Source organism: Shewanella alkalitolerans (genome assembly GCF_019457575.1).
Lineage (GTDB): Bacteria > Pseudomonadota > Gammaproteobacteria > Enterobacterales > Shewanellaceae > Shewanella > Shewanella loihica.
The window spans coordinates 2964586-2989073 of sequence record NZ_CP080422.1 but is presented as its reverse complement, the minus strand read 5'-3'; the positions used below and the strand labels follow the sequence as shown (position 1 = coordinate 2989073).

The 24488-nt window shown below is 56.2% G+C and carries 24 protein-coding genes; 13 read left to right on the top strand and 11 right to left on the bottom strand.

Annotated features, from left to right (window positions below):
• Positions 1–11: 11 nt before the first annotated feature.
• Complete coding sequence (locus K0J45_RS13135; protein WP_220042889.1) at positions 12–782, bottom strand: SDR family NAD(P)-dependent oxidoreductase; 771 nt, start codon at positions 780–782, stop codon at positions 12–14.
• A gap of 118 nt (positions 783–900) precedes the next feature.
• On the opposite strand from K0J45_RS13135, the gene K0J45_RS13130 reads away from it, so the two are divergent.
• From K0J45_RS13130 to K0J45_RS13110, 5 genes are all read left to right on the top strand, one after another.
• The gene (locus K0J45_RS13130) at positions 901–1302 is read left to right on the top strand and encodes a YbaY family lipoprotein (RefSeq protein ID WP_220042888.1); all 402 of its coding nucleotides are present in this window, start codon (positions 901–903) and stop codon (positions 1300–1302) included.
• Between the two features lie 73 nt (positions 1303–1375).
• Positions 1376–2341, top strand: coding sequence for a homoserine O-acetyltransferase MetA (metA, locus tag K0J45_RS13125; protein WP_220042887.1), 966 nt, complete (start codon positions 1376–1378; stop codon positions 2339–2341).
• Positions 2334–2879 (top strand): GNAT family N-acetyltransferase, encoded by a 546-nt coding sequence (locus K0J45_RS13120; RefSeq protein ID WP_220042886.1) that lies wholly within the window; start codon positions 2334–2336, stop codon positions 2877–2879. Before metA ends, K0J45_RS13120 begins: the two co-directional genes overlap by 8 nt.
• A gap of 230 nt (positions 2880–3109) precedes the next feature.
• Entirely contained in the window at positions 3110–3727 is a 618-nt protein-coding gene (locus tag K0J45_RS13115) for an NAD(P)H-dependent oxidoreductase (protein WP_220042885.1), read from the top strand.
• Positions 3728–3732: 5 nt separating this feature from the next.
• Entirely contained in the window at positions 3733–5721 is a 1989-nt protein-coding gene (locus K0J45_RS13110) for a monovalent cation:proton antiporter-2 (CPA2) family protein (protein WP_220042884.1), read from the top strand.
• A 45-nt stretch (positions 5722–5766) separates the two neighbouring features.
• On the opposite strand, the gene K0J45_RS13105 is transcribed toward K0J45_RS13110, so the two are convergent.
• Positions 5767–6630, bottom strand: a complete 864-nt coding sequence (locus tag K0J45_RS13105) for an RluA family pseudouridine synthase (RefSeq protein WP_220042883.1) — start codon at positions 6628–6630, stop codon at positions 5767–5769.
• A gap of 356 nt (positions 6631–6986) precedes the next feature.
• Between K0J45_RS13105 and K0J45_RS13100 the strand changes: the two genes are divergently transcribed.
• From K0J45_RS13100 to K0J45_RS13075, 6 genes are all read left to right on the top strand, one after another.
• Entirely contained in the window at positions 6987–7793 is an 807-nt protein-coding gene (locus K0J45_RS13100; RefSeq protein ID WP_258406685.1) for a substrate-binding periplasmic protein, read from the top strand.
• Positions 7794–7880: 87 nt separating this feature from the next.
• The gene (locus K0J45_RS13095; protein WP_220042881.1) at positions 7881–8786 is read left to right on the top strand and encodes a GGDEF domain-containing protein; all 906 of its coding nucleotides are present in this window, start codon (positions 7881–7883) and stop codon (positions 8784–8786) included.
• Between the two features lie 233 nt (positions 8787–9019).
• Positions 9020–10774: a phospho-sugar mutase gene (locus K0J45_RS13090; RefSeq protein ID WP_220042880.1), complete on the top strand. Its 1755-nt coding sequence runs from the start codon at positions 9020–9022 to the stop codon at positions 10772–10774.
• Positions 10775–10949: 175 nt separating this feature from the next.
• Complete coding sequence (locus tag K0J45_RS13085; protein WP_220042879.1) at positions 10950–11369, top strand: VOC family protein; 420 nt, start codon at positions 10950–10952, stop codon at positions 11367–11369.
• A gap of 133 nt (positions 11370–11502) precedes the next feature.
• Positions 11503–11961, top strand: coding sequence for a GyrI-like domain-containing protein (locus K0J45_RS13080; RefSeq protein ID WP_220042878.1), 459 nt, complete (start codon positions 11503–11505; stop codon positions 11959–11961).
• Between the two features lie 100 nt (positions 11962–12061).
• Complete coding sequence (locus K0J45_RS13075; protein WP_220042877.1) at positions 12062–12748, top strand: helix-turn-helix transcriptional regulator; 687 nt, start codon at positions 12062–12064, stop codon at positions 12746–12748.
• A gap of 24 nt (positions 12749–12772) precedes the next feature.
• Here K0J45_RS13075 and K0J45_RS13070 read toward each other — a convergent pair whose 3' ends face one another.
• From K0J45_RS13070 to K0J45_RS13055, 4 genes are all read right to left on the bottom strand, one after another.
• A complete protein-coding gene (locus K0J45_RS13070; protein ID WP_220042876.1) occupies positions 12773–13084 on the bottom strand; it encodes an NIPSNAP family protein in 312 nt (103 codons plus the stop codon).
• 12 nt (positions 13085–13096) lie between these two features.
• Positions 13097–13399 carry an AzlD domain-containing protein gene (locus tag K0J45_RS13065; protein ID WP_220045306.1) on the bottom strand — a complete coding sequence of 101 codons (303 nt, stop codon included), beginning with the start codon at positions 13397–13399 and terminating at the stop codon, positions 13097–13099.
• Complete coding sequence (locus K0J45_RS13060; RefSeq protein ID WP_220045305.1) at positions 13399–14085, bottom strand: AzlC family ABC transporter permease; 687 nt, start codon at positions 14083–14085, stop codon at positions 13399–13401. The genes K0J45_RS13065 and K0J45_RS13060 overlap by 1 nt, the downstream gene beginning before the upstream one ends.
• A 292-nt stretch (positions 14086–14377) precedes the next feature.
• Positions 14378–15316: an AraC family transcriptional regulator gene (locus K0J45_RS13055; protein ID WP_258406684.1), complete on the bottom strand. Its 939-nt coding sequence runs from the start codon at positions 15314–15316 to the stop codon at positions 14378–14380.
• A 316-nt stretch (positions 15317–15632) separates the two neighbouring features.
• Between K0J45_RS13055 and K0J45_RS13050 the strand changes: the two genes are divergently transcribed.
• Positions 15633–16094: a thiol-disulfide oxidoreductase DCC family protein gene (locus tag K0J45_RS13050; RefSeq protein WP_220042875.1), complete on the top strand. Its 462-nt coding sequence runs from the start codon at positions 15633–15635 to the stop codon at positions 16092–16094.
• Positions 16095–16134: 40 nt separating this feature from the next.
• On the opposite strand, the gene panP is transcribed toward K0J45_RS13050, so the two are convergent.
• From panP to K0J45_RS13025, 5 genes are all read right to left on the bottom strand, one after another.
• Complete coding sequence (gene panP / locus K0J45_RS13045; protein WP_220042874.1) at positions 16135–17775, bottom strand: pyridoxal-dependent aspartate 1-decarboxylase PanP; 1641 nt, start codon at positions 17773–17775, stop codon at positions 16135–16137.
• 232 nt (positions 17776–18007) lie between these two features.
• Positions 18008–19153, bottom strand: a complete 1146-nt coding sequence (locus tag K0J45_RS13040) for a glycerate kinase (protein WP_220042873.1) — start codon at positions 19151–19153, stop codon at positions 18008–18010.
• 106 nt (positions 19154–19259) lie between these two features.
• Positions 19260–20618: a GntP family permease gene (locus K0J45_RS13035; RefSeq protein WP_220042872.1), complete on the bottom strand. Its 1359-nt coding sequence runs from the start codon at positions 20616–20618 to the stop codon at positions 19260–19262.
• 262 nt (positions 20619–20880) lie between these two features.
• Positions 20881–21684: a gamma-glutamyl-gamma-aminobutyrate hydrolase family protein gene (locus K0J45_RS13030; protein WP_220042871.1), complete on the bottom strand. Its 804-nt coding sequence runs from the start codon at positions 21682–21684 to the stop codon at positions 20881–20883.
• 794 nt (positions 21685–22478) lie between these two features.
• Entirely contained in the window at positions 22479–23381 is a 903-nt protein-coding gene (locus K0J45_RS13025) for a LysR substrate-binding domain-containing protein (protein WP_220042870.1), read from the bottom strand.
• Positions 23382–23491: 110 nt separating this feature from the next.
• Between K0J45_RS13025 and K0J45_RS13020 the strand changes: the two genes are divergently transcribed.
• Complete coding sequence (locus K0J45_RS13020) at positions 23492–24463, top strand: TDT family transporter (RefSeq protein ID WP_220042869.1); 972 nt, start codon at positions 23492–23494, stop codon at positions 24461–24463.
• Positions 24464–24488 lie beyond the last annotated feature (25 nt).

Genomic DNA, 24488 nt, shown 5'->3' with positions numbered 1-24488 from the left:
CTTTCTTTGGCCTATTGCGCCTTCTTGGCCGCTCTGGCCGCCTTGCGCTCTTCCTTAGTGCGCCAGTGACGGGTGTTGTAGATAAACTCCGGCAGCAGCTTGGTTAACCAGGCTACCAGACGCCAACGCTTGGTGATGTAGGCGCGGCGCTTACCTTTCTGCATCGCCTTGAGTGCCTGGTGCGCTACCTCATGGGGCGGTGATAGCCAGAGACGGCTCTGCTGCATGGCCGCCTTGTCCAGCAGGCCGAGTTGAAGATCGCTAATGGTGATCGGCAGCTTGAGGCGCTGGGCATGCATGCTTAGTCCTTCAAGGTAGCTGCTGGCATAGGCCTTGGAGGCATGATAGGCCACGCTGGGGCCGCCTCTTAGTCCGGCGATGGAGTTGATGGCCGCGAGTTGGCCATAGCCCTGATCGACAAATAGTCTGAATGCCGTATTGCATATGGCGCTATAGCCCTGCACATTGACGGTAACGATATCCTGTTCCAGTTGCCAGGGCAGGGAGGCGTCATAGCCATTGAGGCCGGTATTGACGATCACCAGATGGGCGCCGCCCAGTTGCTGCCAGACGCTTTCCAGGGTGGCGATGATATCCTTTGGTCTCTCTATCGCCAGCTCATGTAGGCTGACCTGGGTGGGCAGAGACTGGGAAAATTCCTTAAGGGATTCGGTATCTTGTGCCAGTAGGGCCAGTTCGACGCCTTGCTCGGCAAGTTGTTTGGCAATTTCACGACTAACGAGTGAGCTGGCGCCCACAATTATTGCAGTAGCTTGAGACATGAGGCTATTTCTCAATAAATGGTTCGCCTATGATATGAAGATCTCTGATAGAGAACAAGATTTATAGTATAGACATATGGACATCCAGAAGTCTTGATGTATGATTAGGAGCAAGAGTATGAACAGATGGTTAAAACCCCTAGCGGCAGTGGCGATGAGTGCGGGCCTGTTGACGGCTTGTGCAACCCCTAATGCCAGCGTGGAGATCCAGGGGGAGGTTTGGTTTAAGGAGCGAATCGCCTTACCACCCCAGGCTGTGCTGTCGGTGCAGATCCAGGACGTGTCTAAGATGGATGCGCCTGCCGTGGTGTTAGCGGCCTTCGATCGCGACGACGTGACCACGCCGGCACCCTTTGGTTTTGTCATCCCGAGGGATCAGTTCGAGGCGGGACACACCTATAGCGTGGGCGCCAAGATCACCCTGGATGGCAAGCTGATGTTTATCAATACTCAATCCTACCCCATAGATTTAGGCGATAGTGCGCCTATCTCTGTGCTAGTGCAGCGCGTCGGCGGTTAAGGTGAGACACCGCGCCGCTTGCGACACCTAGCCAGTTGTGGGGCTCTGTTAACCAGGTCGAAAGAGGCGCGGTATGCCGGTAAAAATTCCCGATAATCTGCCAGCGGCGGAAATTCTCGAATCAGAAAATATCTTTGTCATGTCCGAGACCCGGGCGGCCAATCAGGATATCAGACCCATGAAGGTGCTGATCCTCAACCTGATGCCAAACAAGATAGAGACTGAGACTCAGTTGCTTCGCCTCTTGGGTAATACCCCCTTGCAGGTGGATGTGGATCTTTTGCGCATCCACGACAAGGTCTCCAAGCACACCTCAATCGATCACATGAACAACTTCTATCGTGATTTCGAGGCGGTGCGCCATAAGAATTACGATGGCCTGATCATCACGGGCGCGCCGCTGGGGCAGATAGAGTTTGAAGAGGTGACCTACTGGGATCATATTCGCGAGATCATCGACTGGTCCCAGCACCATGTGACCTCGGTGCTGTTTCTCTGCTGGGCGGCCCACGCGGCTCTGTATCACCTCTATGGTCTGCAGCGTAAGCTGCTCTCGGCCAAGCGCTCCGGGGTGTTTAATCATCAGCGCACCCATAAACATTTTCCGCTGCTGCGGGGCTTCGACGATGAGTTCTTCGCGCCTCATTCCCGCTTTGCCGAGATGGAGGTGGCCGATCTCAAGGCTCACAAGGAGCTGCAGGTGCTGGCCGAGTCCGACGAGGCGGGCGCCTACCTGGTGCTGAGCCGCAATAACCGCAACCTGTTTGTGATGGGTCATCCCGAATATCAGAAATCCACCCTGAAGGATGAGTATCAGCGGGATCTCGCCGAAGGCCTTAACCCGAGTGTGCCGAAAAACTATTTTCGCGGCGATGATCCCAGCCAGGCGCCGGTCGCCCGCTGGCATGGTCACGGCAGTCTCTTGGTCAGCAACTGGCTTAACTACTATGTCTACCAGCTGACCCCCTATGATCTCCATGATATGAGCGCTATCACCCCCTGGGAGCATGAGTACAAGGATGCCGAGGACAATGACTAAAGCGGATACGGGCGTAGCGCCTACTCTGATAGAGACGCCCAGGCTCACCATGCGCCAGTTTGTGATGGAGGATGCAGAGGCGGTGTACCGTTTCTCCTCTCATCCTGAGGTGGTGCGTTATACCGGCGATGAGGATGCGGTCAAGAGCCTGGATGATGCCAGGTATGTCATAGAGAACTATTGGCTCGCAGGTTATCGCGACCCAGGCTATGCCCGTTACGCGCTGATCCATAAGCAGAGCAATGAGCTGATCGGCTTCTGCGGCGTCAAGCATGAGCCGCTGCTCAACCGCGGACAGGGCGGGGTGGATATCGGCTATCGCATGTTGCCCGAGTATTGGGGCAAGGGGCTGGCCACCGAGGCCGTTACCGCCTGCCTCAATTACGCCAGAGAGACATTAGGCATAGCCTGCGTTTATGCCGAGGTGATGGTGGAAAACATCGCCTCCAGCCGAGTGCTGGAGAAGGCGGGTATGGAGCAGATAGACTGCTACGAGGATGACGGGGTTAGTCTGTACCTCTACCGCACTCCCGAATAACCTTGCTAGGCTCTCGGGACGTAACAGCCTGGTAAATAACAGACCTGGTATATAACGCACTGGCACATAACCGCCCTGGCAAATAACAGACCTGGCACATAACAGGCTAAACGGAAAAAATTGCTCAGACTCGCGCTGGCTGCGCTTGAAGAACAAGGTGTTAGGCGCTATTTTATCTAGACCTAGCGCCCGGTATTCACCCGACGCGTCACCCTCGAGAATGGATCCTCATGTCAGAGCCACAACAAGCCGTACTCCTGTTATTGGCGCATCCTTCCCAACATAGATCTGAAGTTAATCTGCCCCTGTTTGAACTGGCCAAGACGATACCCGGTGTCACCACTGTGGATCTCTATGGCGAGTATCCCGAATTTGATATCGATATCGAGCGCGAGCAGCAGCGCCTGCTGGCCCATGATGTGGTGATCTTTCAGTTTCCCCTCTACTGGTATTCCACGCCCGCCATCCTAAAGGAGTGGCAAGACCTGGTGCTGGAATATGGCTTTGCCTATGGCACGGATGGCAATGCACTCAAGGGTAAGCGCTTCTTCTGCGCCATCACGGCCGGGGGCAAGGAGGAGGCCTATCAGGCCGAGGGTTACAATCATTTCACCCTCAGACAGCTGTTGGCGCCGCTGGAGCAGACCGCCAGCCTTACCGGTATGCGTTACCTGCCGCCGTTCGCCCTGTTTGGTGCCCGCACCGCCGTCGAAGATGGCCTGATGGCACAGCACCTTGAGGAGTGGCGCGAGCTGCTCACCGCCCTGGTAGCGGGCAAGCTCAATCGTCGTCTGGCTGCCAAGCTTGAGAGGTTAAACGGCCATCTTGATCAGATAATCACGGGGTAAGCGCCATGACTAACTATTTCCTGCAAGCCTTTATCTATCTGGTTGCCGCCGTGATCGCCGTGCCCCTGGCCAGGCGTTTTGGCCTAGGTTCTGTGCTTGGCTATCTGATCGCAGGGGTGGTGATAGGGCCTGTTATCGGCCTGGTGGGGGAGGAGACCTCAGTCATTCAGCACTTTGCCGAGTTCGGTGTGGTGATGATGCTGTTTGTGGTGGGACTCGAGCTCGAACCTAAGATGCTGTGGGCCATGCGGAATCGCCTGATGGGGCTGGGTGGCTTGCAACTTACGCTGACCACGGCCGCCGTGGCAGCCATTGCGCTCTATTTCGAGGTGCAGTGGAGCATCGCCTTTACCATAGGCCTTATCTTCGCGCTCTCATCGACGGCGATCGTGTTGCAAACCTTTAACGAGAAGGGACTCAATCGCACCGATGGTGGCCGAAACGCCTTCTCTGTGTTGCTGTTTCAAGATATCGCGGTGATCCCCATGCTGGCCTTTATCCCACTGTTGGCCCTGCCGGAGCTGGTGGAGCAGGCGCAGCAGGCGGCGACTCAGGTGGCGACCAAGCACGAAGAGATAAGTCTGGTGGCCGGCTTGCCGCCCTGGGCCTACGCCATAGTGATCGTCGCGGCTATCGCCATCTTAGTGGTGGGCGGTCACTACCTGAGCCGTCCCCTGTTTCGTTTCGTGGCCTCATCCGGGGTGAGGGAAATTTTTACCGCCACGGCGCTGATGTTGGTGATAGGTATCGCTGCCCTGATGAGTCTGGTGGGGCTCTCGCCTGCATTAGGCACCTTTTTGGCGGGCGTGGTGTTGGCCAACAGTGAGTTTCGCCATGAACTTGAGTCCAATATCGACCCGTTCAAGGGGCTGCTGTTGGGGCTCTTCTTCATCACAGTCGGTGCCGGCATAGACTTTGGCATACTGTGGCAGGACCTCGGTCTCATCTTGGGGCTGACTCTGGGGATCATAGTGCTTAAGGCCTTGGTGCTCTTGCTGATCTCGCCAGTGTTCAAGATAGGCAAAAGCGATCGCTGGCTGTTCGCCCTCAGCCTGGCCCAGGCGGGGGAGTTTGGTTTCGTGCTGCTCAGTTTCACCGTGCAAAATCATGTGCTGCCCGGCGAGCTGGCGCAGAAGCTCTCATTGGTGGTGGCCTTGAGCATGATGTTGACCCCAGGACTGTTTATTCTGTTTGAGCGTTTTATTGAGCCCAGGTATCGCAGCGCCAAGGCGGATCGCGAGGCAGACACCATAGATGAGCACGGCAGCGTGATCATCGCGGGCGTCGGCCGCTTCGGGCAGGTGATCAATCGTCTGCTGAGCGCCAATGGCATCAAGACTGTGGTGCTGGATCATCAGATTAGCCAGGTGGATATGCTGCGGCGCATCAATGTGAAGAGTTATTTTGGTGATGCGACCCGCCCGGACCTGCTGCATACGGCGGGGATAGAGGAAGCCTCCCTGCTGGTGGTGGCCATGGATAATCGCGACAGTGCGGTGGAGCTGGTGAAGTATGTTAAGCATACCTATCCCAAGGTCAAGGTGCTCGCCCGGGCGTTCGACCGCGGTCATGCCTATCTGCTGCGGGATGCAGGTGCCGACTTCATTCAGAAGGAGACCCTGCTCTCGGCCCTTGAGCTGGGAGCCGACGCCATGAAGTGTCTCGGCTTTCATCCCTTCCATGTGGAGCAGCAGAAGAACACCTTTAAGCGCATCGAGAAGCGCAGCTCCGACATGCTCTATGGCGCCTGGAAAGATGACAGCAGCGGCGAGCGATTCGATAACAACTATCGCAAGCTGTTTATCGAGCTGGAAGAGACCATCAAGGCCGCCATGGCCAGGGATAGAAACGATAAGTATGCCATGAGCGAGCGGGGCTGGACGCCGCCGCCCAAGGGCTATGATGAGCTACTGGACGGCGATGAGCCCCTGACCGTCAAGCGTGTCGATGAGCCTTTGCCAGCGACGCCTGGTGACGAGCAGATCAAGCCTTAAGCGGGCGCTCAAAACTTAAGCGCTGCTCAAGCCTTAAGCGGGCGCTCAAACCTTAAGCGCTGCCAGGCTAGGTTGCAGCCCCTTGGGGAGTGCAACATGCAGCGGCTGCTTACTTAGGGGGCAGGCGAAGTCCAAAAAGCAGGCGGTGAGCTGCAGATTCACATCGCCCGTCTCGGCGCCGCCATGTTGTCTGTCACCCACCACGGGAAAGCCTATGCTGGCCATGTGGATGCGGATCTGATGCTTGCGGCCCGTCTCTATCTTTACCTGCACCAGGGACATATCCAGCTCACTGTCGTACTCCACCAGGCTGGCGTGAGAGCACGCCGGCTTGCCGTCCACCTCAGTGGTGATGGTGCGTGGTGTATTGGGAAACGCACCCTTGACGATCACTCGGTACTGTTTGTCCAGTTCGCGATGCTCGAACTGAGCCGCGAGCGCTGCCGTAATCGTTTTGCTGTGGCCTATGATCACCAATCCGGTCGCCGCCCTGTCCAGACGGTGGATGATAAAGGCGGGGCGCTGCGGCGTGAGATGAGTCTCGACGAAGCGGTTGATGGTGGTGTGATCGCTCCATTTTGAGCCCTGACACAACATGGCATAGGGCTTGTACCAGATACTGTATTCGCCCTTGTCCAGAATCAGCTGGGCATCCTCCACCTGTTGAGCCAGTACCTTAGGGTTGTAGTAGAGGTGCAGCTGATCCCCAAGTTTCAGCGGTTTCTTGGCCCGGCGCAGACGCTGAGTGTATTTGCCCCTTGTGAGCCACACGGCGCCCTTGGCCATCGCCTGTTTAATCTCCTGCTTGGAAAGCTGACTCGCCTCGGCCAGCAGGGTACAGGCGTCTGTCTCTGTCTGGCTGACCTTGAGGTGATGTTCGATAGGGCTTAGCTTGGGGTCTGGTTGCATGGCAGGCTAATCTTCTAGGTGGCGGTTTATCTTTTACGGCTTAGCTTTACGTACTAGAGAGCTCTTGGGCGAAAAACCCCGTCAGTTTACACTATTTTTCCCCTTTTGCGGCGCCCGACGCTTGGCCTTGTTGTCATTGGTTAAGTTCTGCTCTCGGTTCTCTCCCTCTGCTCTCTACCTCAGCATCGGCTGCTATACTCAAGGCAGTGGGATCAGGGAGGAGCGACATGGTGCAAAGTGCGATGGCGTGCAAGACATTCGTTTGTCTGAGAAAAGCTTGCTCGTTTACTGCTTGTCTCATAACTACCTGTTTTATAATGGCCTGTCTCATAACGGCCTGTCTCATAACGGCAACTATGGCGCGGGCCGAGGTGACTGAGGTGCGCTACAACCTGTCGACCCATTTTGTCGATCCCAAACAGAGTTACTATATCGACCTGCTACGCCTTGCCATGGAGAAGAGCCAAGATCAATATGGCGACTATCGCTTGCTGCCGGTGGAGATGGATATGCCCCAGGGGCGCACCATCAAGCTGGTGGAGCAGGGCAAGCTGGATGTGGTGTGGACCATGACCAGCATCAGCCGGGAGCGGCAGCTGCGCGCGGTTTACTTTCCCCTGCTCAAGGGACTGATGGGTCATCGTATCGCCATCATACGCACCGAAGATGAGGCCCGTTTCGCCAACATCACCCAGATAGAAGAGCTCCAGCGGATCCCCGTTGGCCAGGGCAGCGACTGGCCAGACAGCGATATCTTGCAGCGCCAGGGCTTTACCTTGGTCAGGGGGGCGGCCCACAGCCTGTTGACCATGCTGGAGAAGGGCCGCTTCGACTATTTCCTGCGGGCGATCCATGAGCCCTGGGACGAGATTGCCGACAGACCAAACCTGATGGTGGATACTCAGTTTGTCATCGTCTATCCAGCGCCCCTCTATTTCTTCGTCAGCCCTGATAATCTGGCGCTGTCGGAGCGGATCGAATATGGCCTGCGCGCGGCGTTGAGCGATGGCAGCTTCGATGAACTTTTTTATCATCATGCCATCACAGAAGGTATGTTGGGGCGGGCTAGGCTGACCGAGCGACGTGTGTTTCGCCTGGATAATCCATTTTTGTCACAGACCAGTAAGAACCTATTGAGCGAACCTGAATTGTGGTTCGATTAAGTATATTGATTTGTCTGGCTATTCTTGTCGATTTGGCGTCAAATAGGGTTTAATGAGAGTGAGTCAGGCTGCATTGATGGGGTGGTTATGATCGCAAATGAGCAGATGGTCGCCGTGCTTGAGGCACTGCCGGATCCCGCGTTTATTTTGTCCAGTAGCGGCAAATATGTGGCCGTCTTCGGCGGCAGCGATGCGCGCTACTATCACGATGGTCGTGGCCTCATAGGTGCCTATCTTCATGAGGTGATCAAGCCCGCCAAGGCCGCCTGGTTTCTGCAGACCATAGACAGGGCACTCTCGACCCGCCGCCTGCTGATCGAAGAATATGAGCTGAGCAACAAGGATGTGAAGGGGTTGCCCGACGAGGGGCCGGTGGAGCCCATCTGGTTCGAGGGACGAATTCAGGCGCTGGATTTTCGCGTCGACGGCGAAGAGGTGGTGCTCTGGGTCGCCAGTAATATCTCTAAGCGCCATGAGCTGGAGTTAAGGCTCAGGGAACTGAGCGATACGGACCAGCTGACCGGCCTTTATAATCGTCGCCGTCTCGAGCGTGACTTTGCCCTGCATTTCGACAACTTCAGCGAGCAGGGGATGCCAACCACTATATTGATGCTGGATATCGATAACCTGAAACAGATCAACGACGCCAAGGGCCACCACAAGGGGGATGAGAACATCCTGGCCGTGGCCGAGATCTGCCGCCGCGAGTTCCGTAAGACAGACTATGCCTACCGCTTCGGTGGTGATGAGTTTGTGGTGGTCTTGCCGGGTCTGCTGCCGACTCAGGCGATGGCCATGGTCGAGGCGCTGCATCAGAGCTTCAATCGCGCCTTATCTGCCCTGGCCGAGGATGAGCTGCTGGCCACCATCAGCCTGGGGATGACGGGGATCAAGGTGGGCGATACCTCCTACCAGGATACCCTAAGGCGCGCCGATATGGCCCTGTATCAGGCGAAAGATCAGGGTAAGAATCAGCTGAGCTATATTCCTTAGGCTTTCGCTAAGCCGTTTTACCTCCGCTATCGACGCGCTCATTCTGGCGCTGGCGACCATCTAGGGGCAGGCCGCCTCTTTGATAGCTAAATCGGCACTAGAAACAGGTCACCTCAATTGGGGCATCCGGGTGTTTCTTCTATAGTTTATATAATGAATCTTTAATGCAAATTCACTTGTTAACCCCTTCAGGCAGACATACTGTTAAGGGAAACTGGTGCAGCGGAGGCATTATGCAAACACAGATACAGGCAAGGATAAAACATTGGTTGAGTCTCGATAGCGACGCCAAGAGTCGCGCCGAGATCCAGGCCCTGGTCGAACAGGGGGCGCAGGAGGAGCTGGCGGCAAGGTTCGCTGGCCGTCTCACCTTCGGTACCGCGGGCATTCGCGGCGTGGTGGGCGCAGGTCCCATGCGGATGAACCGTCTGGTGGTGCAGCAGACCTCCAAAGGGGTCGCCGAATACCTCAAGGCTCAGGTGGAAAATGCAGTGAGTCGCGGCGTTGTCATCGGCTACGATGGCCGTCACGACTCCAAGCAGTTTGCCGAGGACGCCGCCAGCGTGCTTACCGCTTCGGGTTTCAAGGTGTTCCTCACCAGCAAGGTGGCGCCGACCCCTCTGGTGGCCTTCGGCGTTCTGCATCTCGGGGCGGCTGCCGGCATAGTGGTGACCGCCAGTCATAACCCGCCGCAGTACAATGGCTATAAGGTTTACTGGGGTAATGGCGCGCAGATCATTCCGCCCCATGATACCGGCATCGCGGCGCGTATCGAGCTGGCGGCCAACTCGCCGGTGGATATGTTGCCGCTGGAAACGGCAGTGGAGACTGGTAAGCTGGTGATGCTCGAGGAGGATTACTATCAGGCTTATCGTCAGGGCGTGTTAAACGCAGAGGTGCTGCAAAGCCCCGCCCATCCCGAGTTGGTGAGCCTGGCCTACACCGCCATGCATGGGGTCGGCGCCGAAATGGCCGAGACCCTGTTGAAGGATATCGGGGTTACACAGGTCTATTCGGTCGCGGCCCAGCGTGAGCCAGACGGTGACTTCCCCACGGTGAACTTCCCCAACCCCGAAGAGGCAGGCGCCATGGATCTGGTGATGGCCGAGGCTCACAAGCATGGTGCCATGCTGGCCTGTGCCAACGATCCAGACGCCGACCGTTTCGCGGTGGCGGTGCGTAAACCCGCTGCCACGCCAGAGATGTTGGCCTCTGAGGCCTATCAGATGCTGACCGGAGATCAGGTGGGGGTCTTGCTGGGCCATTATCTGCTCTCCCACGCCAGTGATGATCAGCGACTGCTTTGCTGCACCATAGTCTCCTCCAGTCTGCTGACCCGCATCAGTGAGGCATGCGGCGCCCGCTGTGAGACCACACTCACAGGCTTCAAGTGGCTGACCAATGTCGGCATGAGCAAACAGACTCAGGAGAATCGCTTCCTGTTCGCCTACGAAGAGGCGCTCGGCTACACGGTCGGCAGCATGGTGTGGGATAAGGATGGCCTCTCAGCCTTGGTCGCCTTCGTGCAGCTCACCGCCGAGCTGGCTGCCAAAGGGGAGACTCTGTGGGACAGGCTAGAGACCATCTATCGTCAATATGGCTATTATCTCAACCGTCAGGTGAGTATCGCCCTCAGCGGTGAGCCAGGTGCGCCCACCATAGGCGAGCAGCTAAGGGCGCTCAACCCCAGCGAGATTGCCAGTAGGGCCCTGGTGTCTGTGGATGACATCAGCCTGGGCGTGCGCCGTTTTGCCGATGGCCGCGAAGAGACGATCGACCTGCCTCGCAGCGACGTGCTCATCTATCGTCTGCAAGGCAACGCTAGGGTGATAGTGCGCCCCTCGGGCACAGAGCCTAAGGTGAAGTGCTATTACGAGGTGGTCGAGCCTTTTGGCGAGCAGGAGGGGCTTGCGGATGTGCAGCGCCGCGCCGAGGCCGCCATGGCGGAATTTGTCTCCCAGCATCAGGCGGGCTTGCCTAACACCTAATGCCTAACGCCTAATGCCTAATGCCTAATGCTAGGAGGCGAGTCATGGTTTGTTAACTGATTGACAGCCTACTGACACTAGGCTGTCAGTAGGGGGACGTTAAGCTCTTCTTGCTGGTCGAGTGAGGGAGACGCTCAGGGTTGAGCGTCGCATTCGGCCCATTAAGGAGAGCAAGATGCAAGAACAGCAAGTGTTAAACCAGACACCTTTACAACAGGCACCTTTAGTCTGGGGCGAGATCGCCGTCGAGGATATGGCGCGGGCCAAGGCCTTCTATCAGGCTCAGTTCGGGGTGCGTTTTCGCGATGAGCAGATGTTTGGCATGGAGATGGCCATACTAGAGACAGAGGCGCCCCAAGCGGCCAGTATCGCCCTGGTAAAACATGATATGATGCGCCCAAGTGGAGCCGGCAGCATCCTCTATCTGCACCTTAGCGATCACCTGGCCCCCCTGGTTGAAAGGTTGGAGCAAAATGATGTCGAAATAGCTTTGCCTGCCATGGCTATCAAGGAAGGGGAGTGCGGCTATAGCTGCATCATCGTCGATAGCGAAGGCAATCGCGTCGGCCTCTGGGCACCGAGTCTGAAAGGCTAGTGGACTCATGTCCCAGCGCATTTAAAGTTCTGACTCATTAGCTACAGCTGATAGGGTTAACGCAAGCGCCGCGGCGCTTGCAATTCAAGCTATTAAAGCAAGCTATGCAAAGGATATAACAGAAGGAATTGAGATGAAGACGATAAACCTCGCCCCCAAGTCACTGGTCGGCATGAGTGTTCGTACCAACAATGGAGCCGAGTCTGAAGCGGCGACGCAAAAAATCGCCCCTCTGTGGCAGGCCTTCATGGGGCAGTATGGCGAGCAGATCTTCGGTAAGTTGCCTGTGTATGGGGTCTATTACGACTATGCCAGCGACATGGATGGCGACTATAGCCTGATGACGGCGGTCGAGGTGGGCACCATAGAGCATGACGACAAGTTAACGCCGCTCACCTTAGAGGGCGGTAACTACCTCTGTTTCAGCGCCACAGGAGAGATGCCCCAGGCGGTTATTTCACTCTGGCAGCAGATCTGGGCCTATTTTCAGCGCCCCGATTGCCCCTATCGTCGCCAGTATCTGACCGATTTTGAGTGTTACGCCCAGCCCGACAGCGTCGATATCTTTATCGGCGTCCACGTCGAAGTTTAAATAGGTAGAGGTCTAGCCAAAGTCTAGTTAAGTCTGGATTTAGCAACGTCCAGTCATAATCACCACGGGCCGTCCAAGGGGCGGCTAATTCAGGTAAGTCATGCGCCGCGCCGATCGCCTATTTCAAATCGTACAAATTCTCAGACACAGACGCCTCACCACGGCTAAGCAGCTGGCGGAGCGACTCGAGGTCTCTAGCCGTACCATCTATCGGGATATTCAGGATCTCTGCCTGTCGGGGATCCCCATTGAAGGGGAGGCCGGCGTCGGCTATCTGCTGCGCCAGGAGGTGAATGTACCGCCACTGATGTTTAACGAGCAGGAGCTGGAGGCGATACAGGTGGGGATGCGTATGGTGCAGGCCCAGGGGGGCCACGAGCTGGCAAGCGCCGCCAAGCAGGCGATGATCAAGGTCGAGGCAGTGTTGCCCGAGCGGCTCAAGGCCTATCAATCTTTGATGTTTGCCCCCGATTTTTACAGTGAGGGGCAGCTGTTCTCCTTTCTCGACCTGCTGCGCAGGACGGCCAGGGAGCGAGAATATATTCTATTGAGCTATCAAGACGTGAAGCAGAGCGCTAGCGAGCGCCAGATTCGCCCCTTGGCGCTCTATTACTGGCAAGGGGTCTGGACCCTGCTAGCCTGGTGCGAGCTGCGCAGTGATTTTCGTAACTTTCGTGTCGATCGCATCGTGGGCGTCTTGCCCCTTGGCAGCCATTTTCCGCACACGCCGGGCCAGGAGATGCCAGATTATATCGCCATGATGCAGGCGCAACATGGCGAGTGTTAGCGGTATTTCCATCGGTATATAAAATTATTCCGGCAGCAGCGGGCGCATGAAGCTGCGCTCATAGCGGCGGATAAACTTGTGCTGCTTGGCGTACTCGAAGGCGGCGATACATTCTTTGTCATGCACTGAGGCCTCGCGGTATTGCTCGTAGCTGGCTAGTGACGGAAAGCTGAATAGCGCCAGGGCAACATCGTTGGCCCCCTCGCTGGGCAGGAAGTAGCCGTGATGTTGCCCGCCAAACTTGGCCACCAAAGGCAGCCAGAGTCTGGCATAGTGCTCAAACATATCCAGCTTATTCGGGTCGATGATGTATTTCACGTGACAGGTTACCGCCATTTAAATTTCTCCCTAATGTATGATGAAAAACAGCGCCATGCTCACCAGCACGGTCAGCAGTGTGTTGCGGGTAAAGTAGGCTAGTAACACGGCCACTAAGCCGCAGATGAGGTAGCTGTTATCGAATGTGATCGCCAGCTGCTGGTCGCGCACGAAGAGTATGGGAGCGGCGATGGCGGTTAGCACCGCAGGCGCGGAATATCCCAGGAACTGCAGGGTGTTTTTACTCAGGCGCAGGGGCAGTTTTGGCTCGAGAAACAAGTAACGACTGAGGAAGATCACCACCGTCATGGCGAGCATGGTAAGCCAGATCATCATGCCTGCCTCCAGGATTCACCGCTGAGTTTGGCATAGAGCTGGCCGCAGGCCATGCCGGTCAAGGAGGCGATAAGCAGCCCCGCCTGCAGCTCCATCAGGGCGCACACCACACTCGCCACCATGGCGACCAGCACACACACCAGGATTGAGGGGCGTTTCACCGCAGGCACCACAATGGCGATGAAGGTGGCGGCGATGGCGAAATCCAGCCCCAAGGCGTCCAGATTCTCTATCTTATGGCCCAGGGTTATCCCCATTGCCGTGGCTAGGTTCCATCCTAGATAGAAGCTAAAGCCGCCGCCGAAGGCGAACCAGGGATCCAGGCTGCGCTGTTTGCCCAGGTTGGCGATGGCAAACAGCTCATCGGTGAGCAGAAAGCCCAGGGTGAGTCGCCACCTCAGCGGCAGCGGACTGATCTGCGGGCGCATCGCCATGCCATAGAGCAGGTGGCGCGAGGTGATCAGCAAGGTGGTGATTAATATGCTGGCAAGGCCAATCCCTGCCTTGATCATCCCAAGCGCCACCAGCTGCGCCGCACCGGCGAAGACCAGCGCCGACATGGCCTGACTTTGCAATGGCGTGAGCCCGGCGTCTATGGCAAAAGAACCGGCGAGTATGCCCCAGGGAACGACTGCTAGTGTCAGGGGCGAGATGGCCAGCGCCCCCTTGAGCGCCGCACGCATTGGTGATGCATTGCCTATTCTTTCGTTAACTATTTCGTTACCTATTTCGTTACCTAGGCTTTCGTTGTCGAGCATAGCGTTTTCGGTATTAGCGCTGTTTGCATCTGGGCTTCCGGCATCTGGGCTTTCGGCGGCCGAGTCAGGCAAAGGCTTTTTCGAGTCTGGTTGAGATTCGCGTGTCATCTTAGCTGGTTTTGATTCAGGGATTATTCGACCTTACTAGAAAAGGGCGCACCTTGCTTGTACATTGTTGCGCTGTTTTTTGTCCTGCCTTGCCTTACAGATTGAGCTATTAGCCTCTTGGCCTACTGGCTTCGACCTCTCTGGCATACTGGCCCGGGGTGACGCCCAGGGCACGTTTGAAGTGACGATTGAGGTGACTCTGATCATGAAAGCCACAGGCCAGCGCTACCTCCAGCAGCTTGCATCCCTGGTGGATCATCTGTTTAGCCAATCGAATTCGCCCCTGGATCTGGTAGGCGTGGGGGGGCAAACCATACTGGCGCTGGAACTGCTTGATCAGATAGAAGGGGCTGAGCCCCGCCAGTTTGGCTAGGGCATCGAGGGAGACATCGGCGGTGGGCATATCATCCAGAAACTGCTTTACCAGTGCCAGCTGCGCCGTTGGTCGCAGCGACTTCTCGACCGGGCGGCTGGCGCCATGGCGGGACATCAGGCGTGCCAGGCTGGTGTAGATGAGGCTCTCACGCAGCAGGGCATTGTCTGAGGAGCTTAATGTGTCGAAGGTGAGGCGTAACAGCTCAGCCAGCGGCTTGTCGTGCACCACAGGCTCAGGAAAATAGGGCGCGTCGCCAGCCTTACCGCCTAGTTCATCGTGGACCCTGGCAAATTGCTGCGGCAGGGGATACATGGCGCGATAGGACCAGCCAAAGTCTGTGGCCGAGCGGCCGTTATGCACCTCATCGGCGTTCACCAATATGATACTGTGCTGAGGCGCCGTGTGATCGCCGCCGGTGCGATAGAAACGTTGGGCGCCGGTTTCGATCACGCCCACCGTATAGCCCTCGTGGCTGTGGCGCGAGAAGTTTTGCTGATGGTAACTGGCATCCAGTAGCTCTATGCCGCCCAGCTCCTTTGCCAGGCTGAAGTTGGCCTGCTCTTTTGTCTGCTGCTTTTCTCGGGCTTTTGCTTGGGCCTTTGCCGATTTACGGCCGAGACGTTGGGGATCAGCGGCATGCTTGGTTGTTGACTCAGTTGCTGGTGACTTCATGGGTGTTTGGGCAATCTCTTTATACTCGCGTCGAGAGGCCTATGCTCAGTGGTTACTACTCAATAGTTCTAGTTCGTCACTGGTTTGTATCGGCTCTTAGCCATCATAGCCTAAATGAGTTGACTGTTTTTGTACAAAATTGGCCTCTGTTTGAAATGAACTAAAGCAGATTATGGCGACTTGGGTGATACACTCAGGTAAGAGGCGAGCGCAAAGGCTTTCCAAGCCCTGAGAACTGATAGCGGATAGCTGATAGCTTGGGAAGCGAGTCGAGAGTCGAGAACGTTGTGAGTAGAAAGTCGAGAAAGCGGCAAAAATGAGGAGTCAGCGAATTAACAATCAACCCACTGACATTGAGGATAGAGTCCTGCAGGGGGATCGCTATCCTTTAGTGATCTTCGATGGCAGCTGTAACCTGTGCCACGGCGCGGTGCGTTTCATCGTCAGGCGCGACAGGCGCGAGCATTTCAAATTCGCCTCGATTCAGAGCGAGACGGCCCAGCGGCTGTTGGCCAATCGCGGGATAAACGTGGACCTTGAGGATCTCAGCAGCTTCTATCTGCTCGATGAGCAGGGTGTCTTGGCCCAGAGCGAGGCGGCGCTGGCGGTGGCAAGCAAGCTCGATGGTCTATGGCCCCTGTTAAGGGTATTGAAAGTGCTGCCCAGGGGCCTGCGAGACTGGGGCTATCGCCAGGTAGCCAATCGGCGTTATCGCCTGTTTGGTCGCAGAACTTGCGCCCTGCCATCCGAGGTAGACAGGGGCAGATTTGTCGAGTGAGCGTGCTCGATTGCACTTTCTAGATTGAGCTATTGAAAAACTAGAGGGCCAGCAATTTCGGCAGGAAGCGATCGTCTAGCTTGGCTATGTCGCGCTGCTCATCCAATACCTGCTGTAAGATCTCATTGCTGGTCAATGGGTTGGCCAGCACCACGCGGAACACCACAGAGGTCTGCTCTAGGTTATTGGCCGGAATGATGCGGGTACGGGAGACGAAGGATTTGCCCTGCTCACGTTGGCGCTTCTGGATAAACTTGGTCAGGCCGTCAAGTAATGCATTGATTTCGCTCACACGGGCCGCGTCACCGGCTGCGACCGCCTCATTGAGCAGCGCCTGCACCTTGGCCGGCACATAGCGGTAGGTCAGCAGGCAGAGCTCAGGTCTGGAGACTAGCTGAAAATCGTCCTGGGCGGCAATCAGCTCGCCGAAGTAACGCGCCTTCTCCAGGCTGTTGTTGATTAAGATCTCGTAACCGTCGCGGCCGATGATCTGTAAGCAGGCATGCACCAGCATGGCCATGCCGGGGCGTGAGCCCTCCAGCGTCTGGCTACCCAGATCTTTCGAGCCCTTACGCAGAATATATTCGGCGTGGTGTTTGATGGCGTTGGCAAATTCCGGGTCTTTAAATAGCACCATACCGGCGCCCATGGGCACGTACATCTGCTTGTGGGCATCGATAGTGACCGAGTCGGCGCGTTCTATACCGGTTAACAGGTGGCGATACTTGCTCGACAGCAGGCTGGCACCACCCCAGGCGGCATCCACATGGAAGTGGCAACCCAGCTGCTCGGCGAGATCCGCAAGCTCATCGAGCGGGTCGATATTACCTGTCTCCGTGGTGCCGGCCACGCCGACAATCGCCATCACCTTGATGTTCTGCTCGGCTAACTGCTCGGCCGCTTCGCGCATCTTGGCCACATCTACCTTGTTATCGCTAGCGCAGGGCACGCTGATGATGTTGTCGCGGCCTATGCCTAACAGATCTGCGGCCTTGCCGAGGGAGTAGTGACCTCGAGTTGATACCAGAATGGCCAGATCGTCATAGCCGTAGTGGCGCAGTGCTCGCATCAGGCCAGATTGGGCCACCCCCTTGAAGTCGCCGTCCGGCTTTAACAGACGGTTACGGGCGATCCACAGCGCCGTGATGTTGGCGACCGTGCCGCCGGAGCAGAAGGCGCCTAATGAGTGACTGGCGCTGTGCATCCAGCTCTGGTAGAACTCTTCTGTCTGGCCATAGACCATGTGGTGCATCATCCCCAGCACCTGGCGCTCCAGCGGCGTGAAGGCCTTGGAGGTCTCTATCTTCACCAGGTTCTGGTTGAGCCCCACCATCATCTTCGACAGCGGCAGCACGAAATAGGGCAGGGCCGAGGTCATATGACCTATGAAGCTAGGAGCCGAGGTGTGCACGCTGTGGGCGATTAGGGTCTGCATCATCTGCTCGGCATAGTCGGAGACGAAGCTGGGGGCTGTAGGGATCTGGTAGGCCTGGAAATCTTTTTCTATTTCGGTCAGCGGCTTCTCGACCGCGACGATACTCTCTTTGAGGAAGCCCATCAGGTTCTCCGACAGGTTTTTCTCTATCTTACCCAGGGTCGAATTCGGTGCCTCGGGCAGAGTGAAAATACGCATCAAGGCCTCTTCAGAGGCGGTCGCTTGTCGTGTCTGTTTTGATGTCATCGAGGCGCGTCGCTTAACTTGTGTCTGTTTTGAAATAGAAAAACAGGCGATCGAAAAAGGGAGCTAACTTTACTGTAAGCTTTATACCGCATCAAGGGGAAAAGTGAAATGGCTGGCGGGCGACTGGCTTATCAGAGACCAGCCTTGAGCCGAAATGAAAGCCGTTAGCTGATAATCAAAAGCCCTGAGCCAAGGCGGCATCAGGGCATTTAGAGTCAACTCAGAGCGGCGGCTAACGCCCCAGACGATAGAGGCGGGCGATATTGACTGCGCAGCTATAGAGGTTATGACGGGCGCCGGCCAGCACCTCCTCGAGCGGCAAGGCCCTCGGCGTCACGGAAAACAGGGCGTCTATACCGTGGTCCAGCAGCACATTGGCATCCTCGCTGACGCAGCCGGCGATGGCGATCACCGGGATCCCCTGTTTATTGGCCTCGCGGGTGACGCCCATGGGGGTCTTGCCATGTAGTGTCTGGCTGTCGAGGCGGCCTTCGCCCGTGATGACGAGATCCGCGCCCTTGAGATGTTCGCTCAGCCTGACCGTCTCCATGACGATATCTATGCCGGGTCTTAACTTGGCGCCCAGATAGGCGAGCATGGCAAAGCCCATACCGCCCGCGGCGCCGGCGCCCGGCATGTCGCGGCACTCCTTGAGGCCAGCAGCATGGGTGATAGCGGCGAAGTGGCTAAGGGCCTTGTCTAATCTGGCGACCATGATCTCATCGGCGCCTTTTTGCGGCCCGAAGATGGCCGAGGCCCCCTTGTCGCCGCACAGTGGATTATCTACATCGCAGGCGACCTCAATTGCTACCTGGGCAAGCCGTGGATGCAACTCGCCGATATCGACACTGGTGAGGTGCTCAAGCGCTGCGCCGCCGGGCCTTAGGGGCTTGCCCTCATTGTCCAGCAGGTGCGCGCCCAGGGCTTGTAGCATGCCTGCGCCGCCGTCGTTGGTGGCGCTGCCGCCAAGGCCGAGGATCAGATGGGTGACGCCACTGTTGAGGGCATGACAGATAAGCTCGCCCGTGCCATAGCTGGTGGTGACCAAAGGGTCGCGCAAGAGGGTCGGCACATGGTGCAGCCCAGAGGCCGAGGCCATCTCGATCACCGCGGTGCGCTGTCCGGGCGCCTCCTGACCCAGCAGGCCATAGTGGGCATCCACCTGACTGCCCAGGGGCCCAGTGACCTTAAGCTCGACTAATTTGCCGCCGGTGGCATCCACCATAGATTGCACCGTGCCTTCGCCGCCGTCGGCGACCGGTAACTTGATATATTCGGCGTTGGGAAGCACCTCACAAAACCCCCGGGCTATCTCGGTGGCGACTTCCATGGCGCTCAAACTTTCTTTATATGAATCGGGCGCGATGACTATTTTCATGCAGGCTTCCTGTGTGAAGAGGGGTGAATACATTACAAAATCTGAAAAAAAATCAGCTGGGTTGTCCGGCGCCCAGGCTTAGGCCTATGGCGCCGGCTTGTTTAGCTTAGAGTAGGACGAGACTCAGCAGGTAGACAAGGATCATGGCGGTGACACCCTGGATAAGGGTCGCCATGGTTTGCGCCTTGTAGGCCTGCTTCACACTCATGCGGCTAAACTGAGTCACCACCCAGAAGAAGCTGTCGTTGGCGTGGGAGACTGTCATGGCGCCAGCACCTATGGCCATTACTGTCAGCACCCGGCCCATGTCGCTGGCAAGGCCGATATCGCCAAGCATAGGGGCAACCAATGCTGAGGTGGCCACCAGGGCTACGGTCGATGAGCCCTGGGCCGATTTCAGCGCCGCGGCGACGATAAATGGCATGAAGATACCTATGCCTAGGGCCGAGAGCGAGCTGCCGAGGAAGTTACCTATCTCTGTGGCCTTGAGCACGGCGCCGAAGGCTCCGCCGGCACCCGTGATCAACAGGATAGGCGCGGCCACCACTAAGCCGTGGCTGATGCGATCGCTAAACTCTTTGATCTTATCCTGACTCTTGAGCAGGCTCAGTGACAGGAACAGGCCTATCATCAGGGCGTTTACCGGTTGACCCAGGAAGGCCAGGGTATCGAACAGGGCGCCATCACCCAGTGGCTGCGAGGGGAACTTGGCAATTGAGCCCAGGCAGATCAGCAAGATTGGCACGAAGATAGGAGCAAACGCCTTGGCCGGACTAGGCAGCTCGCCGTAGGCTGCCTTGAGCTGCTCGAAATCTTCCACATTGTTCTTTAGCTCCTCGGCGCCTTCACCGTCGGGCTCGACATGAGCGAAGCGGTTGGCCCATAACATGCCAGCCAGCGCGGCGACGGCGGCGACGAAGATGCCCACGCCTATGACCAGACCCAGGTTTGACTCCAGACCCAGGTTACCGGCGGCGGCAATCGGGCCGGGCGTTGGCGGCACGAAGGTGTGGGTAGCGTACAGGCCGGTAGCCAGGGCGACGCTCATGGAGACGCTTGATACCTTCATGCGGTTGGCCATCGACTGCTTGAGCGAGTTGAGGATCACGAAGCCCGAGTCACAAAATACCGGGATGGAGACCAGGTAACCTATGATCGACATTGTCAGGGTCGGGAAGCGTTTTCCGAGTACCTTAATCACCACGTCGGCCATGGTGATGGCCGCGCCGCTCTTCTCCAATATGGTACCTATGATAGTACCCAGCACGATAACCAGGCCGATATAGCCCAGGATACCGCCGAAGCCGGAGGTGATGGTTTTTGCCACATCGGTGCTGGGTAGCCCGTAGGCAAAGGCGGCGATGAAAGAGGCGAGAATGAGGGTTAGGAAGGGGTGAAGCTTAAATTTGGATGTCGCGATAACGATGAAGGCTATCACGGCGATCAAGATCAGTACTAGGCTCATAGGGTGTCCCTGTATTGGGTTATATTTGTTGGCTATAGTTGTTGGTTTGATCTAGCGATGACCCGTTAACTCGCTCCAAGCGCGGGAGCAAAGGGTTTTCAGGCTGGCACTATTATCCGGAGAATCGGACAATCTGGCTTCGTGCCAGCTTCCTAATATTTAACTTATGTGCAACCGATATTTGTGCTTTTGCCCAAATATCGGTTGGGGGAGAGGAATAAAGTCGGTCTAGATCACAAAATGACCGACAGGGCGTGTTCGATTAGGCGGTTAATTTAGCGTCGTTGGCCGATTGCCAGCTGGCCTCGCCGCGACAGGCGCTGCCGAAGGCCTGGAACAGCTTGATTGAATCCGGATTGTCATTGGCCTGCCACTCGGGGTGCCACTGCACGCCGAGGATAAACTGACCATATTCCGGGCCGTGGATCGCCTCGATCAGGCCATCTTCGCCATAGGCCAAGGCCTCTAGCCCCTTACCCAGGGTACAGATCCCCTGGCCGTGGAGAGAGTTGACCATGGTCTTATCGCCAATCAGCTTGGCCAGCCAACTGCCGGGCACCGTCTTGATGGGGTGTCTTGGGCCATATTGCACATGGTTTGGGGTCTGTGGATCTTCACGGTGATCATCGAAACCTGGCTCACTATAGACCTTCTGATACAGGGTGCCACCCAATGCGATGTTGAGCTCCTGCATGCCGCGGCAGATCCCTAAGATAGGCAACTTACGCTTGAGGGCGCCGGCTATGATGGCCAGATCCACGGTGTCGCGATTCACATCCTGGCTTTTTTCCGGGGTGAGGTTTTCCTGGCCATAGAGGCTGGGATCGATATTGGAGCCCGCGCCCGAAAGATATACGCCATCGACCATATCCAGGTAGCGATCTACATCCTCTGTACCGAAACAGGTGGGCATCAGCAGCGGTATGGCCCCGGCGATCTCCACAATCGGCTGCATATATTTGTGTGTCATCACCTGGTAGGGATGCTGGTTCCTGTCTTGCTGACCCATGGTCATCAAGATAATTGGTTTGGATTTCTTAGCACTTGTAGTCTGTGTTATTGGCATAGATCACCCGTTTGGTCGATTTGTATGTCACCCGATGCGTGACGTCTGTGTAGCCTCATGTGGCCGCTACTGGCCCTAGCTATCACCTTTCTTAAGGATAGCAAAATGTGAAAAAGCACATTTGTTGACCACCAGTCTGCCTATTGGTGTTCATTATGTCAAACGTGGTGGGTGTAATTAATTACATTTTGGTGCTGGTAGGAGGAGAGGCGAAATCCCTGATTTCATTCTCTGGTTGTGTTTGATTTACTTGGCGTTGCTTGCTTCGGGGAATTTTAAATGTTTGCGTCTACCTGGATTGTTCTTTGGAGGGGGATTTAAGATCAATACCAACGACCTTGATAGACATGTTCATTACTCCTGCTCTGACTGTACTTAAAGTTTGGTTCAGCGACGGGCTTTGTTTCCTAAATCGTGAGTAGGGTTGGATCTTTGCTCATACCTCAAGACTTAATCTCTAGTCACAATAAATTTCGTTAAATCGAAGAGGCGTTGGAGCTATTGTGTAAGCACGATTTTGGCCCTCGGCGACAGGACGTCGCCGTGGAGCGTATAGGGATATATCCACAGCGTGCCAAAATAGTGTTTGCACGATCCCCGCCGGACAGGCGATAGGTTGCCATGAAGATAGCGGCCTTCAAGGACCTTTCAAAGAATCATGTCGTTAGAAGCTACAACAAAGAAACATGATAGATGCCACCACAATCTCACCTTGGCAGATAGCCATACAACAAACCGACTTAGATCAAAACAACCTCGTCAATAACCCCTTAGTATTGGCGTTAAATATTACCCTACAGCTGATGTTCCCGCTCCCAGTCATGACAGAAGGCGATAAAGGTTTTCAGCAGCGGGCTTAAGTACTTCTCCTTGTGGACCAGCAACCAGAAGCGGCGCTTCATGTTTAGCGGCAGGCTAAGCATTTTTACTCGTCCGTCGCGGATCGCCGGTTCGGCGGACAGGCGTGACAGGCAGGCGAGGCCAAGGCCGGCCGAGACTGAGTTGATCAGGGCCTCAGTGTTGTTGAGCTGAAAGGCTTCATGCCATTGCTCTAGCCTCGGGGCGACGACCCGCAGGAAAAATTCCCGGGAGCCTGAGCCGGCTTCGCGCAGGATCCAGTGACTGGCCTCGAGTTGATGCAAGGGGATGTCGCTATCTGCTGGCAGGGGATGATCTGGCGGGCAGATCACGCACATCTCATCTGAACTGAAGGGGGTTGCATCGAGTTCTGGGTGCTGGATCTTACCCTCGATCAGCGCAATATCCAGCTCGTAGGCGATCAGCATGTCGCAGATCTGCGTCGAGTTAGAGATAAACAGGCTCTGCAACTCGTGCTGGGTATGGCGGCGAAAGTCACTCAGCAGATAGGGGGCCACCTGGTTGCCCAGGGTGTCGCTGGCACCGATGCGCAGCAGACCCGAGAGTGACTGTTCATCGTTAAACAGCTGCTCAATATCGCCGGCTCTGTGTAGGAGTTCATCTGCCAGAGGCTGCAACTTGTGTCCCTCCTGATTGAGGATGAGACGGTTGTTCACCCGGTCAAACAGGTGGTGGCCGAGCTGCTTTTCCAGCTCCGACAGCGCCATACTCACCGCCGCCTTGGAGAGAAACAGGCTGTCGGCAGCGGCCGTTAGGGTCTTGTGTTGGGTGAGGGTGCTAAAGACTTTGAGTTGCTTGAGCGAGATGTGGCTGGCCATAGATGACGTGTGTTTGGTTATTCTGAACGTTAGTTATAAATAATTAGATATAACGAAACGAAAGGCAAGCGTATTATTGCTTCACAGCAAGAAACCTGATTGAGATTGTGATGATTCATAAAACGAAAAAGGCAGTAATGGGCGTTCCTACACCTATGGCGGGCTTAGCGCTAGGCATTGCAAGCTTAGGTTGGTGTTGGGAAAACTTCACTGAGCTTAATGGCTATGGCCAGTGGGCTGGCGCCGCGATCGCTAGCGTCTTGTTAGCCGTCTTGAGCGTTAAGTTTTTCTTTCATAAACATCTTTTAAGGCAAGATCTCGCCCACCCGGTCGTCGGCAGCGTGGTGCCCACCTTCGCGATGGCGACTATGGTGGTGTCTAACTCATTGGGGCAACTGTTTCCGGTTGCGGGCGACGCTCTATGGTTGGCGGCTGTGGCGCTGCATATCGTCTTCCTGGTGAGTTTTGTGTATCACAGGGCGAAGGATTTTGAGCTTCACCACATGGTGCCCAGCTGGTTTGTGCCGCCTGTGGGCATAGTGGTTGCGGATGTGTCCTTCTCTGGTAACCCAACACTCGCAGCCATAGCGCAAAGCACTCTGATCTTCGGCATGCTGGCCTATGCCGTGATGCTGCCCATGATGATCTATCGCCTCATGTTCACCCATGAGGTGCCCGATGCGGCCAAGCCTACGTTGGCGATTCTGGCGGCGCCGGCCAGTCTCTCGCTGGCAGGTTACCTAACGGTGACAGCGACGCCATCGCCGGTGATCATCGCCCTGTTATTTGGTATCGCGGTGTTGATGACGGCCATCATCTACTTGGCTTTTTATAAGCTCCTCAGGCTGCCCTTTAGCCCCGGCTATGCGGCGTTTACCTTCCCCATGGTGATAGGCAGCACGGCGCTGTTTAAGATGGCCAACTGGATGGTATTAGAGGGGATAGAAGCCGAGTATGTGCAGCAGGTGCGAGATCTCGCGGCGCTGGAGTTGGTGGTGGCCACAGTTGTGGTGGTCTATGTTGCGCTGCGTTACATCAACAGCCTCCTAATACAGCCGCGGCTAGTGTCACGGACGGCCTAGTGTCACGAATAGCCAAGTGTTACGG